This is a genomic window from Hymenobacter jeongseonensis (genome assembly GCF_015694725.1).
Taxonomy (GTDB): domain Bacteria; phylum Bacteroidota; class Bacteroidia; order Cytophagales; family Hymenobacteraceae; genus Hymenobacter; species Hymenobacter jeongseonensis.
The window spans coordinates 203,477-216,145 of sequence record NZ_JADQDQ010000007.1; the positions used below are offsets into that span (position 1 = coordinate 203,477).

20 protein-coding genes are annotated in these 12,669 nt (G+C 54.1%); all 20 read right to left on the reverse strand.

Translation table 11 applies throughout. The features are described 5' to 3' along the window. Entirely contained in the window at positions 1-555 is a 555-nt protein-coding gene (gene rplF, locus I2I05_RS15210; RefSeq protein ID WP_196283127.1) for a 50S ribosomal protein L6, read from the reverse strand. 27 nt (positions 556-582) lie between these two features. Further along, positions 583-981: a 30S ribosomal protein S8 gene (gene rpsH / locus I2I05_RS15215; RefSeq protein ID WP_068191741.1), complete on the reverse strand. Its 399-nt coding sequence runs from the start codon at positions 979-981 to the stop codon at positions 583-585. 923 nt (positions 982-1,904) lie between these two features. Then, positions 1,905-2,174 carry a 30S ribosomal protein S14 gene (gene rpsN / locus I2I05_RS15220; protein ID WP_035567891.1) on the reverse strand — a complete coding sequence of 90 codons (270 nt, stop codon included), beginning with the start codon at positions 2,172-2,174 and terminating at the stop codon, positions 1,905-1,907. Between the two features lie 12 nt (positions 2,175-2,186). Next, entirely contained in the window at positions 2,187-2,741 is a 555-nt protein-coding gene (gene rplE, locus I2I05_RS15225) for a 50S ribosomal protein L5 (RefSeq protein ID WP_196283128.1), read from the reverse strand. A 14-nt stretch (positions 2,742-2,755) separates the two neighbouring features. Continuing rightward, on the reverse strand, positions 2,756-3,100 hold the full coding sequence (gene rplX, locus I2I05_RS15230) for a 50S ribosomal protein L24 (RefSeq protein WP_196283129.1): 345 nt from the start codon (positions 3,098-3,100) through the stop codon (positions 2,756-2,758). A 3-nt stretch (positions 3,101-3,103) separates the two neighbouring features. Beyond that, positions 3,104-3,472, reverse strand: a complete 369-nt coding sequence (gene rplN, locus I2I05_RS15235; RefSeq protein WP_035567895.1) for a 50S ribosomal protein L14 — start codon at positions 3,470-3,472, stop codon at positions 3,104-3,106. 9 nt (positions 3,473-3,481) lie between these two features. Beyond that, a complete protein-coding gene (gene rpsQ, locus I2I05_RS15240; protein ID WP_196283130.1) occupies positions 3,482-3,781 on the reverse strand; it encodes a 30S ribosomal protein S17 in 300 nt (99 codons plus the stop codon). Between the two features lie 5 nt (positions 3,782-3,786). Beyond that, positions 3,787-3,999, reverse strand: coding sequence for a 50S ribosomal protein L29 (gene rpmC / locus I2I05_RS15245; protein ID WP_196283131.1), 213 nt, complete (start codon positions 3,997-3,999; stop codon positions 3,787-3,789). Between the two features lie 3 nt (positions 4,000-4,002). Beyond that, positions 4,003-4,428, reverse strand: coding sequence for a 50S ribosomal protein L16 (rplP, locus tag I2I05_RS15250; RefSeq protein WP_035567899.1), 426 nt, complete (start codon positions 4,426-4,428; stop codon positions 4,003-4,005). Between the two features lie 106 nt (positions 4,429-4,534). Next, positions 4,535-5,425 carry a 30S ribosomal protein S3 gene (gene rpsC / locus I2I05_RS15255; protein WP_092676431.1) on the reverse strand — a complete coding sequence of 297 codons (891 nt, stop codon included), beginning with the start codon at positions 5,423-5,425 and terminating at the stop codon, positions 4,535-4,537. A 6-nt stretch (positions 5,426-5,431) separates the two neighbouring features. Next, a complete protein-coding gene (gene rplV / locus I2I05_RS15260; RefSeq protein WP_230688359.1) occupies positions 5,432-5,887 on the reverse strand; it encodes a 50S ribosomal protein L22 in 456 nt (151 codons plus the stop codon). Further along, the gene (gene rpsS, locus I2I05_RS15265; RefSeq protein ID WP_068191730.1) at positions 5,856-6,134 is read right to left on the reverse strand and encodes a 30S ribosomal protein S19; all 279 of its coding nucleotides are present in this window, start codon (positions 6,132-6,134) and stop codon (positions 5,856-5,858) included. The genes rplV and rpsS overlap by 32 nt, the downstream gene beginning before the upstream one ends. 3 nt (positions 6,135-6,137) lie before the next feature. After that, positions 6,138-6,965 carry a 50S ribosomal protein L2 gene (gene rplB / locus I2I05_RS15270; protein ID WP_196283132.1) on the reverse strand — a complete coding sequence of 276 codons (828 nt, stop codon included), beginning with the start codon at positions 6,963-6,965 and terminating at the stop codon, positions 6,138-6,140. 44 nt (positions 6,966-7,009) lie between these two features. Next, positions 7,010-7,297: a 50S ribosomal protein L23 gene (gene rplW / locus I2I05_RS15275; protein ID WP_196283133.1), complete on the reverse strand. Its 288-nt coding sequence runs from the start codon at positions 7,295-7,297 to the stop codon at positions 7,010-7,012. Then, positions 7,297-7,935 (reverse strand): 50S ribosomal protein L4, encoded by a 639-nt coding sequence (gene rplD / locus I2I05_RS15280; RefSeq protein WP_196283134.1) that lies wholly within the window; start codon positions 7,933-7,935, stop codon positions 7,297-7,299. The genes rplW and rplD overlap by 1 nt, the downstream gene beginning before the upstream one ends. A 9-nt stretch (positions 7,936-7,944) precedes the next feature. Beyond that, positions 7,945-8,565, reverse strand: coding sequence for a 50S ribosomal protein L3 (gene rplC / locus I2I05_RS15285; protein WP_068191721.1), 621 nt, complete (start codon positions 8,563-8,565; stop codon positions 7,945-7,947). 380 nt (positions 8,566-8,945) lie between these two features. Next, positions 8,946-9,251, reverse strand: a complete 306-nt coding sequence (rpsJ, locus tag I2I05_RS15290; RefSeq protein ID WP_035567915.1) for a 30S ribosomal protein S10 — start codon at positions 9,249-9,251, stop codon at positions 8,946-8,948. Positions 9,252-9,290: 39 nt separating this feature from the next. After that, positions 9,291-11,429, reverse strand: a complete 2,139-nt coding sequence (fusA, locus tag I2I05_RS15295) for an elongation factor G (protein WP_196283135.1) — start codon at positions 11,427-11,429, stop codon at positions 9,291-9,293. A gap of 106 nt (positions 11,430-11,535) precedes the next feature. After that, positions 11,536-12,003 (reverse strand): 30S ribosomal protein S7, encoded by a 468-nt coding sequence (gene rpsG, locus I2I05_RS15300; RefSeq protein WP_035567919.1) that lies wholly within the window; start codon positions 12,001-12,003, stop codon positions 11,536-11,538. A gap of 90 nt (positions 12,004-12,093) precedes the next feature. Further along, positions 12,094-12,525 (reverse strand): 30S ribosomal protein S12, encoded by a 432-nt coding sequence (gene rpsL / locus I2I05_RS15305; protein ID WP_068191715.1) that lies wholly within the window; start codon positions 12,523-12,525, stop codon positions 12,094-12,096. Between the last annotated feature and the right edge of the window lie 144 nt (positions 12,526-12,669).

Below are 12,669 nucleotides of genomic sequence, written 5' to 3' on the forward strand. Positions count from 1 at the left end.
TTATTTAGAGGCCGTTTTACCAGCTTTGCGACGGATGATTTCGCCCACGAAGCGTACACCTTTGCCTTTATAAGGCTCGACTTTACGCAACGAACGAATTTTAGCGGCTACCTGACCCAGGAGCTGATTGTCGATGCTGTTGAGCGTGACAATCGGGTTTTTGCCTTTTTCGGTAACGGCTGTAGCAGTTACCTCTTTCGGCAGAGCAATGAAGATGTTGTGCGAGAAGCCCAAAGCCAGCTCCAGCGTGGTGCCAGCCAAAGATGCTTTATAACCTACACCTACCAGCTCCAGCTTCTTCTCGAAACCGTTGCTTACACCTTGCACCATGTTGTTGATGAGCGAGCGGTACAGGCCGTGCATGGCCTTGTGGCGCTTCTGCTCCGTGGGACGGGTTACCGTGAGGGTACCGTCTTCGATGGCAACGTTGATGTCGCGGTCCACTTGCGTGGTTAGCGTGCCCTTTGGGCCTTTCACCGTTACCACGTTGTCTTTCTCAACCGAAATAGCGACCCCGGTAGGGACGGAAATCGGCAGTTTACCAATACGTGACATAATTGAGTTAGCTAAAGCGGTTCCGGATTAGTACACGTAGCACAGCACCTCGCCGCCCACGTTCTCGGTTTTGCACTCTTTCTCCGTCATCACACCCTTCGAGGTGGAGATGATGGCGACACCCAGGCCGCTGAGGACACGGGGCAGGTTGTCGGCGGCCACGTACTGACGCAAGCCGGGCGTCGAAACGCGCTGCAGCTTGGTGATGGCGGGGGCCTTCGTGGTCGGGTTGTACTTCAGAGCAATTTTGATGGTGCCCTGAACCGATGAATCATCAAAACGGTAGGACTGAATGTAGCCCTTGTGGTAAAGCACTTTCGTGATTTCCTTTTTGATGTTGCTGGCCGGGATTTCTACCACCCGGTGGTTCGCCTTGATGGCGTTGCGTACCCGGGTCAGGTAGTCGGCAATGGGGTCAGTGTTCATTATTTAGTAAATACGTCCGCTTTTTTCGGAGCGCAAAGATAAGAAAATTTCGCCGGGTGCCCAACGGGACCAACGAAATTTCGGTTAAGACTACTTGGCACGTCCGGCGACGGTCCGGCCAATGGTTTCTTTTGGCAACCTGCCAAATGGTTTTGAGGCAAGCCTCAGGGTTTTGGGAGTGCAAAGGTAGCAGGCTTACAGGGCTTTTGCAAGGGGAGCGTGGAAATTCCTTTTGCACAGACCAGTATACTTAGGCTTCAATTAATTGACTCCCCTACCCACCCGGCGCGCACCTGGATAAACTTGGAGTGGCAGAAGGCTCGGCAGATACTTGGTTATAAATTTCTCTTTGCCCTTTTTGACTCCATTGAATCAATGAATGCTTTTCGACCCGTATCAAAATCACTCAGATTTATCCTCACGTATTTTCCATTTGGCAGAATCCACAAGGTGTCGCTGACCACTCCAGGTCCTTGGCTTATGGACGCGGGTGTCTCAAAACTGATGCAGCCCTGTCGTAATGTAAGAGTATCACCCCTAGCTTTAAGCTTTAAGCTATGGTGACCCTGATAACTTTAAAGAAACAGTTGATTATTCACTTCTCGAATGCCTAACCAATTATTCATCCAACTAGGATTAAATCCTCCGAACCGATTCTTCTTAGGTGCAGGCGTTACCCTTTGCCATCCATCAATAATGTCTGCTTTATATATTCTCGATTCTTTTTTAACACAACTGAATAAGATACTACTTGTGCTGAGAAGCATGCATAACATAATGAGCTTCATATCAACAACATTACTTGATTTATATATAAAATTGGTTTCTCGAATAAAAAAGCAATCTGATGTATAAAAGAAAAATCCCCAAGCCAAAGCTAAAAGCTTCAACTTGGGGATTTAAACTTACATCGAAACCGGATACTACCAGCTCGACTTGGTCACACCGGGAATTTTGCCGGCGAGAGCCATTTCGCGGAAACGCACGCGGCTGATGCCAAACTTGCGCATGTAGCCGCGGGGGCGGCCGTCAATCATGTCGCGGTTGTGCAGGCGCACGGGCGAAGCGTTTTTGGGCAACTTGTCGAGACCTTCGTAGTCGCCGGCAGCTTTCAGAGCCTTGCGCTTTTCAGCGTAGCGGGCCACGGTGGCAATGCGCTTGCGCTCCCGTGCTTTGATGGATTCTTTAGCCATGAGTTCGGGAGATTAAGCTTCTTTTTTAGCGTTGGCGAAAGGCATACCGAACGCTTTGAGCAGCTCGTAGCTCTGCTCGTCGTTCTCGGCGGTGGTCACGAACGTAATGTCCATGCCCGAGATGCCTTTGATTTTGTCAATCGAGATTTCGGGGAAGATGATTTGCTCCTTCACGCCGAGCGTGTAGTTGCCACGACCATCGAACCCTTTATCGTTGATGCCTTTGAAGTCACGTACGCGGGGCAGGGCTACCGTCAGGAGACGGTCCATGAACTCGTACATTTTTTCGCCGCGCAAGGTCACTTTTGCACCGATAGGCATACCTTCACGGAGCTTAAAGTTCGACACTGAACGCTTGGCGATGGTCGCAATGGCTTTCTGACCGGTGATGGTCGTCAGCTCTTCCACGCCGTTATCCACCAATTTCTTGTCGGCAACCGCCGCGCCAATGCCGCGGTTGATGCAGATTTTGGTGACACGGGGTACCTGCATGATGCTCTTGAACTGGAATTTCTCCTGGAGCGCGGGTACGATGTCTTTGTTGTAAATGTCTTTGAGACGGGCCATGATGCAGGGGGCAGTTACGCCGTTTTCTTGGCAGTGGCACGCTTGGCCTTAGCAGGAGCAGCCGGAGCTGCGGCCGCTGCAGCGCCTTTGCGCACACGCTCACCAGTGGTGGGGTTGATAGCCTGCACGTTGCTCACGTGCATGGGCGCCTCCATCTTGGTGATGCCGCCCTGGGGCGATTTGGCGCTCGGCTTGTTGTGTTTCGTCACCAGGTTCAAACCTTCAACGGTTACACGCTGGGTCACCCGGTTTACCGACTTGATAACGCCGGTTTTGCCACGCTCGTCGCCTGCAATCACCTTCACGGTATCGCCCGACTTTACGTGCAGTTGCACGGGGTCTGCTTTCTTGATAGCCATGGCTTAGAGTACTTCGGGGGCTAGGGATACGATTTTCATGAACTGACGCTCACGCAGCTCGCGGGCCACTGGGCCGAAGATGCGCGTGCCGCGGGGCTCGTCGTTGTTGTTGAGCAACACAGCAGCGTTGTCGTCGAAACGGATGTACGAACCGTCTTTGCGGCGTACTTCCTTCTTCACACGCACTACTACGGCCTTGCTCACGGTGCCTTTCTTGGCGTTGCCCGAAGGGATAGCTGACTTGATGGCCACCACAATCTTGTCGCCAACGCTGGCGTATTTCTTGCCCGTGCCACCCAAAACGCGGATGCAGAGGACTTCCTTAGCGCCGCTGTTGTCGGCCACCGTCAGGCGGGATTCTTGCTGTATCATCGAATTAGATTATTTAGCGCGTTCAATAATTTCCACCAGGCGCCACCGCTTGGTTTTGCTCAGCGGGCGGGTGCTCATGATGAGAACCGTGTCGCCTTCGCCGCACTCGTTGTTCTCGTCGTGGGCGTGAAATTTCGTGGTTTTGGTCACGAACTTGCCGTACATGGGGTGCTTTTGTTTCTGCACCACAGCCACGGTGATGGACTTGTCCATCTTGCTGCTTGTCACCTTACCGGTGATTTCCTTGCGCATGTTGCGCGAGGCTTCAGCAGCAGCGGTTTGGTCTTGGGTTGTTTCGTCGGTTGCCATCGGAATTAAGCGGGGTTAGAGGCCTGCTCGTTGTTCCGACGAGTCTGCTCGGTGAGCAAGCGGGCGACGTTTTTACGGTTGGCCTTGAGGCGGGCGGGGTTTTCCAAGGGCGAAATCGCATGAGCGAAACGCAACTGCTGGCCCGTAGCCTGCTCGGTTTTGATTTGCTCTTTCAGCGCTTCGGCGGAAAGGCCTTTGTGGTCGGTCTTGTTCTTCATGACTTAGGCGGCGTCCGTGTAGTCGCGGCGAACCACGAATGAAGTACGAACCGGCAGCTTCTGAGCCGCGAGACGCAGCGACTCTTTGGCTACTTCCAGCGATACGCCGTCCGACTCGAACATGATTTGACCCGGCTTCACGCAGGCTACCCAATACTCGGGCGAACCTTTACCCTTACCCATCCGCACTTCAGCAGGCTTCTTGGTAATGGGTTTGTCGGGGAAAATGCGAATCCATACTTGCCCTTCGCGTTTCATGGCGCGGGTCATGGCGATACGGGCAGCCTCAATTTGGCGAGCCGTAATCCAAGACACTTCCAGCGACTTGATAGCGAACGAACCGAAGTCTATGGAGCTGCCGCGGTAGGCGAGGCCTGTTACGCGACCCTTTTGCATCTTGCGATACTTGGTCCTTTTCGGTTGTAACATTTGATTTTAATAAAAGAGAGTGTTCTGTAAGAGAGAGGGTCGAACAGCCGAACATTTCGCTTCGTTCACCAAAGCGGCAAACGAAGCGAAATGCCTTGACTTTGTTCTAGCGACGTGGGCCGCGAGCGGCACCACCGGCAGCTCCACCACCTTGGGCGGGGCCGTTGCGGCGGGGACCAGCGTTGTCGCCGCGGGGAGCACCGCCGCCGGCGTTGCCACCACGGTCGTTGCCACCACGGCCACCAGCACCACCATCACGACGCGGGCCGCGGTCGCCTTCACGACGCTCGCCACGAGGGCCACGGTCGTCACGACGTCCACCGGCATCGCCACCGGGGTTGGTGAGCTGCTGGTTAGGCGAGAGGTCGGGCTTGCCGAACACCTCACCGCGCATTACCCACACTTTAATGCCGATTTTGCCATAAACGGTCTGAGCTTCCGACAAAGCGTAGTCGATATCGGCGCGCAGCGTGTGCAGCGGCGTACGACCTTCTTTGTACTGCTCCGAGCGGGCAATTTCAGCACCGCCGAGACGGCCACCGCACTGAATCTTGATGCCTTCGGCACCAACACGCATAGCAGCCTGAATCGACATTTTCATGGCGCGACGGAAGGAGATACGAGCGGCCAGCTGCTGGGCGATACTCTCGCCAACCAGCTTGGCATCCAACTCCGGACGCTTAATTTCGAAGATGTTGATTTGAACGTCTTTGCTGGTGATTTGCTTCAGCTCGTCCTTAATCTTGTCAACTTCCTGGCCGCCTTTGCCGATTACCACACCCGGACGCGCCGTGTTGATGGTGATGGTGATGCGCTTCAGGGTGCGCTCAATCACAATGCGGCTGATGCCACCTTTCTGAATGCGCGCGTTGATGTACTTGCGGATTTTCTCGTCCTCCACCAGTTTCTCGGCGAAGTCCTTGCCGCCGTACCAGTTGGAGTCCCAGCCTTTGATAACTCCCAAGCGGAAGCCAACCGGATTTACTTTCTGTCCCATATTAAATTAGGATTTGGCGTCGGCCTTAGGTTTTTCGGTAGTACCAACTTGCTTGGCGTGCTCGGTGGTTTTCTTGCCGAGCTTCTCCACTTTCGTGTCGATTTTCAGCGTCACGTGGTTGCTGCGCTTGCGGATGCGGTGACCACGACCCTGAGGGGCGGGGCGCAGGCGCTTGAGCTGGCGTCCTTCGTCCACGAAGATTTCGCTGATGTAGAGGTTTGCGTCCTCAATCCGCTCTTCTTCGTTGTGCTGCTGCCAGTTGGCCAAGGCCGAAAGGAGCAGTTTCTCAATCTTCTCGGCGCCGATGTTGGCTTCGAAGCGCAACAGGCCGAGGGCCTGGGTCACTTTCTTGCCGCGCACGAGGTCGGCCACCAGTCGCATCTTACGAGGCGAGGTCGGCACATTGCGGAGTTTTGCTACTGCTTCCATCTTAGCGCTTGCCTTTATCTTTTTTGGCGACATGACCACGGAAGTTACGCGTCGGGGCGAATTCGCCCAACTTGTGCCCTACCATGTTCTCGGTCACATACACCGGGATGAACTTATTGCCGTTGTGAACAGCGAACGTGTGGCCAACGAAATCCGGGGAAATCATCGAGCGGCGCGACCAAGTCTTTACCACCGATTTCTTACCAGCCGTTTCGAGTGCCGTGACTTTCTTTTCCAGCCGGAAGTCAATGTACGGCCCTTTTTTGAGTGAACGTGCCATATATTACTTCTTGCCTTTGCGGCTCACAATCAGGTTCTCCGAATACTTGTTCTTGTTACGGGTCTTTTGGCCCTTAGCCAAAATGCCGTTGCGGCTCCGTGGGTGACCACCCGACGATTTGCCTTCGCCACCACCCATTGGGTGGTCGACAGGGTTCATGGCTACACCACGAACGCGAGGACGACGACCAGCCCACCGGTTACGGCCAGCCTTACCCATCCGGGTGTTCATGTGGTCACCATTCGAAACCGTTCCAACCGTAGCCATGCAAGTCACGAGGACCATACGCATTTCGCCGGAAGGCAATTTCAACGTGGCGTACTTCTCTTCGCGGGCTACGATTTGGGCGTAGGTGCCGGCCGAGCGAGCCATGGCCGCGCCCTGACCGGGCTGCAGCTCAATGTTGTGGAGGATGGTACCGAGGGGAATCTCGCGGAGCGGCAAGGTATTGCCTACTTCGGGAGCTACGCCCGTGCCCGATACTACCGTCGTACCTACCTGCATGCCGGCGGGCGCGATGATATAGCGCTTCTCGCCGTCAGCGTAGCTGAGCAGGGCGATGCGGGCGGTACGGTTGGGGTCGTACTCGATGGTCTTCACGGTAGCCGGAACACCGGCTTTATCGCGCTTGAAGTCCACGATACGATACTGGGTTTTATGACCACCGCCGATGTAGCGGTTGGACATTTTACCGGAAGAGTTCCGGCCACCCGATTTGGGGAGGGAAGTCATCAAGGACTTCTCCGGGGTCGACGAGGTAATCTCGTCGAACGCCGGCGCAACGCGGAAACGTTGCCCTGGGCTGGTTGGTCTGAGTTTTTTAAGTGCCATTACTAGCTAGTTGTGCTTTTGCGGCGGAAGAATTAAGGCGAAGCCTAGAGGTTGCTATAGAAGTCGATTACGTCGCCCTCTTTAACAGTCACAATGGCTTTCTTGCCGTGGGCACGACGACCGGAAACCTGGCCGCCTTTGGTGCCTTTCGACTTCATTTTGCCAATGGTGCGCATCGTGTTGATGTCGGTTACCGTCACGCCGTACAGCGTTTCGATGTCCTTCTTGATTTGCACTTTGTTGGCGGTGCGCTCCACTTCGAACGTGTAGCGACCTTTCTCGTTGAGGCCGGTGGCCTTTTCAGTAACGATGGGGCGTTTCAGGGTGCTCATTATTCGGCGGTGCTATAGAGTTCAACCAATGAAGCCATGCCGTCTTCCGAAATCAGCAGCGTGTCCGTGTTCAGCAGGTCGTGGGTGTTGAGGCCGATGGGCGTCGACACGGTCACTTTCTGCAGGTTTCGGGCGCTGAGAACAACGTTCTTGTTTACCTCACCGGTAACCAGCATGGTCTTTTTGCCATTGTTCAGTTTGAGGCCGTTCAGGATGGCCAAGAAGTCCTTGGTGCGGGGAGCATCCATGGCGATGTTCTCCACGAGGGAGATTTTGCCATCCTTCGCCAGGCTCGACAGAGCCGAGAGACGAGCTACGCGCTTGGTCTTCTTGTTCAGCTTGAAGCCGTAGTCGCGGGGCTGCGGACCGAACATCCGGCCACCACCTACGAACACACCCGACTTCATGCTGCCGGCGCGGGCACCGCCCGTACCTTTTTGTTTCTTCAGCTTCTTCGTGGTGCCGTGCACCTCGTTGCGCTGCTTGGACTTGTGCGTGCCCTGGCGCTGGTTGGCCAAGTACTGCTTCACGTCCAGGTACATCACGTGCTCGTTTACTTCGAGACCGAAGATGGCGTCAGACAGGGTCACTTTGCGGCCGGTGTCTTCGCCTTTGAGGTTATATACTGCGAGTTCCATCGTACTAGTCTATTTCTCGATTACCACGTAAGAATTCTTCGCGCCGGGAATCGAGCCGCTCACCAGAATCAGGTTCTTGTCGCCTACTACGCGCATCACCTTCAGGTTCTGCACTTTCACGCGGTCATTGCCCATCCGGCCACCCATGCGCATTCCTTTGAATACGCGCGAAGGCCAGGAGCAAGCACCGATAGAACCGGGGTGACGCAGGCGGTTGTGCTGGCCGTGGGTCTGGCCACCAACACCCTGGAAGTTGTAACGCTTTACAACGCCCTGGAAACCCTTGCCTTTGGAAGTGCCCACTACGTCAACGAACTCGCCTTCCTCAAAGAGGGTAGCGTCGATAGTTGCGCCAGCGGCGTAGGTCGATTCGGCATCGAGGCGGAATTCAACCAATTTTTTCTTGGGGGTAGTACCAGCTTTAGCGAAGTGACCAACCAAAGCTTTGGTGGTGTTCTTGGCTTTTTTCTCGCCGTACCCAATTTGAATGGCGGTGTAGCCGTCATTCGCGATAGTCTTAACCTGCGTCACTACGCACGGACCCGCTTCGATGAGCGTGCAGGGAATGTTTTTCCCATCCGGAGTGAAGAGGCTTGTCATACCGATTTTCTTACCGATGATGCCAGGCATTCTGTTAATGATTAAATGACACAAAAAGAAAACGACCGAGTGCCGTTTTCGCTAAGGGAGTGCAAAGATAGGAAAAAAGGCTTGGGAATCACAACCATACTTAGAAATATTTTCTAGGTGAGGCTGTTAGCTATGCGGGAAGGAATTAATATGTTTCGACACCGTGACTTTGTTTTTACTCTGTAACGCGGCTAATTGAATTTGAATAGTTGCAATGCTTGGCCTATTTCTGGAAGCTTTACTGCGGCATTTTCATGTTCAATTCGAGCATCCCTAGCCAATTCCATTGACGCAGTGCTGGCTATATTATAATTTAAGAAAAAGCCCCAACGCGACGAATCACGGTGGGGCTTTTCTTAATTAAGACTGAAATCGAATCCTCAGACTTTGATTTCTACGTCGACGCCGCTGGGCAATTCCAGCTTCATCAGGGCATCTACCGTCTTCGACGAAGTCGAGAAGATGTCTACGAGACGCTTGTAGGTGCAAAGCTGGAATTGCTCCCGGCTCTTCTTGTTCACGTGGGGCGAGCGCAGCACGGTGAACTTTTCCTTTTGGGTCGGCAAAGGAATCGGGCCGCTAACGATGGCACCGGTGGCCTTCACAGCTTTCACGATTTTCTCGGCCGATTTGTCTACGAGATTGTGGTCGTAAGACTTCAGCTTAATGCGAATTTTCTGGTTCATTGGGGGTTTTGGTCCGATTGACCAAGTTAGTGACCGGTATTATTTACTTCCTTTTACTTTGGCAATGATGGCATCAGCCATGTTGCTCGGCACCTGCTCGTAGTGCGAGAACGTGAGCGAAGCCGAAGCCCGACCCGACGAAATCGTACGGAGTGCAGTTACGTAGCCGAACAGCTCCGACAGTGGAACATCGGCCTTAATCAACTGGGCACCGCCTTTGGTGTCCATGCCTTTCATCAGACCGCGACGACGGTTCAAGTCACCGGTTACGGGACCCGTGTATTCGTCGGGGCAAACCACTTCCACGCTCATGATGGGCTCGAGCAATTTAGGGCCAGCCTGACGGGCAGCTTCGCGGAAACCACCACGGGCAGCGAGTTCGAACGACAGGGCGTCCGAGTCAACGTCGTGGAAGGAGCCGTGGTACAGCCGCACCTTCATGCCTTCAATCGGGAAGCCGGCCAGCGGGCCCTGCTTCATCGCCTCTTCAAAGCCCTTCTGAATCGGGGCAATGAATTCGCGGGGGATAACACCACCCACAATGGCGTTGTCGAACTCGAAGCCGGGCTTTTCGGGCTCGGTCTCTTTCGGACCCAGCTCGAACACGATGTCGCCGAACTTACCGCGGCCACCGGTCTGCTTCTTGTAGGTTTCGCGGTGGTCAACTTTCTTGGTGAGAATCTCCTTGTAGGCTACCATCGGGGCACCCTGATTGATTTCCACTTTGAATTCACGACGCATACGGTCGATGATGATTTCCAAGTGCAACTCGCCCATGCCGCGCAACACCGTCTGACCGGTCTCGGGGTCGGTGTTTACTTTCAGCGTGGGGTCTTCCTCGATGAGCTTGGCGATGGCCATGCCCATTTTATCAACGTCGGCTTGAGTCTTAGGCTCGATGGCGTAGCCGATTACTGGCTCGGGGAAGCTCATCGACTCGAGGACGATGGGGTGCTTTTCTTCGCTCAGCGTGTCACCGGTTTTGATGTCTTTGAAGCCAACACCTGCTGCAATGTCACCCGCTTGGATTTTGTCAATCGGGTTTTGCTTGTTGGAGTGCATCTGCATCAGGCGCGAGATACGCTCCTTCTTGCCGGTGCGGTTGTTCAACACGTAAGAGCCAGCGTCCAGCACGCCGCTGTAGCAGCGGAAGAAGCACAAACGGCCTACGAACGGGTCAGTAGCAATTTTGAATGCCAGCGCGGTGAAAGGCTCCGAGTTGTCCGGGTGACGCTCGATTTCTGCGCCGGTCTCCGGGTCGGTACCCATGATGGCAGGCATGTCGAGCGGCGATGGCAGGTACGCCATAACGGCATCCAGCATCGTTTGAACACCCTTGTTTTTGAAAGCCGAACCGCACAATACGGGCGAGAACTTCATGTCGATAACCGCTTGGCGGATAACAACCATCATTTCCTCTTTCGTAATGGAATCGGGGTTGTCGAAGAATTTCTCCAGCAACGCATCATCGTACTCAGCAACGCTCTCGACGAGCTTCTGACGCCACTCAGCTACCGTTTCAACGAGGTCCTCGGGAACGGGGATTTCGTCGTACGATTTGCCTTCGGTTTTGTCGTCCCACACAATGGCTTTACCAGTCAGCAGGTCAACTACACCTTTGAAAGTATCTTCAGCGCCAATCGGAATCTGCAACGGAATCGGGTTAGCACCCAATTTGTCTTTGATTTCGGCAACGGCTTTGAAGAAGTCAGCGCCGGCACGGTCCATCTTGTTGACGAAGCAAATGCGGGGCACTTTGTATTTGTCAGCCTGACGCCATACGGTCTCCGACTGCGGCTCAACGCCCGAAACGGCGCAGAAAAGGGCCACGGCACCGTCCAGTACGCGGAGCGAGCGCTCCACTTCCACCGTAAAGTCTACGTGGCCGGGGGTGTCAATCAGGTTGATTTTGTACTGCTTGGTATCCGGAGTTGGGTCACCCTTGATATCGGTAGGGTAGTTCCAGAACGTAGTCGTGGCAGCCGAAGTAATCGTGATGCCGCGCTCCTGCTCCTGCTCCATCCAGTCCATCGTGGCGGCACCATCGTGCACTTCCCCGATTTTGTGGGTTTTACCCGTGTAATACAGAATACGCTCCGACGTCGTGGTCTTACCGGCGTCGATGTGCGCCATAATCCCGATGTTACGGAGGTAGTAAAGTTCTTTGTTAACGGCCATGATGTTGGTTAAGGCTTAAAATTTAGGGTCTCAGGTCTTGGGTCGTTTAACAGAACAGTCCGTCAAATAAATCCAAGTCCCTAAGACCCCAAACCCAATTTCCAGTTTAGAAACGGAAGTGCGAGAAGGCCTTGTTGGCCTCTGCCATGCGGTGGGTGTCGTCTTTCTTCTTAACGGCAGCACCTTCGCCTTTGGCAGCAGCAATGATTTCGCCAGCCAGCTTGTCCTTCATGGTTTTCTCACCACGACGACGAGCATACTGAATCATCCATTTAGCACCCACCGAAATGCGGCGGTCGGCGCGCACTTCAATCGGAACTTGGAAGGTAGCGCCACCTACGCGGCGGCTCTTTACTTCCACGGTGGGCATCACGTTGTTCAACGCTTTGCGCCACATTTCGAGGCCGCTCTCCTTAGTGCGCTGCTCCACGAGGTCGCAAGCGTCATAGAAGATGGTATACGCCAGGTTTTTCTTACCGTCGTACATCATGTAGTTTACGAAACGGGTTACCAGCGTCTCCTTGTACTTAGGGTCCGGCAGCAAGATGCGCTTCTTTGGTTTAGACTTTCTCATGATAGGTAGTTGATGTTGAGTAGTCAGTATCAAGGATGCGCGGCGCCGTTTCCGGTGCCACGCATCACTAACTACTCACTACTAGCTGATTTATTTCTTTTTAGCGGGTGCGCCTTTGCCACCCTTGCCAGCTGCTGCTGCGGGTTGACCGGGCTTCGGACGCTTAGCACCGTACTTCGAACGACGCTGGGTCCGGCCGCTTACACCGGCGGTGTCCAGAGCGCCACGGATAATGTGGTAGCGAACACCTGGCAAGTCTTTAACCCGGCCACCACGAATCAGCACAATGCTGTGTTCCTGGAGGTTGTGGCCTTCACCGGGGATGTATGCGTTTACTTCCTTACCGTTGGTAAGGCGCACACGGGCCACTTTGCGCATAGCCGAGTTCGGCTTCTTAGGCGTGGTGGTGTACACACGGGTGCACACGCCCCGACGCTGCGGGCACGAATCAAGGGCGGGCGACTTCGACTTGGTAGTCAAAGCCTCACGGCCTTTCCGTACTAACTGATTGATGGTTGGCATTTAGCGAATGGTTTGTTTGGAGCCGTTTGCCCCTAAAATTTGGCTTGCAAAGGTAAGATTATTTCGCCGCAATAGCAAACAGAGTGAGGATGTTAATTTTAGGAGTGTCGGTTTTAGCCTAAAATTGAAAGTGCCTCCACTAAA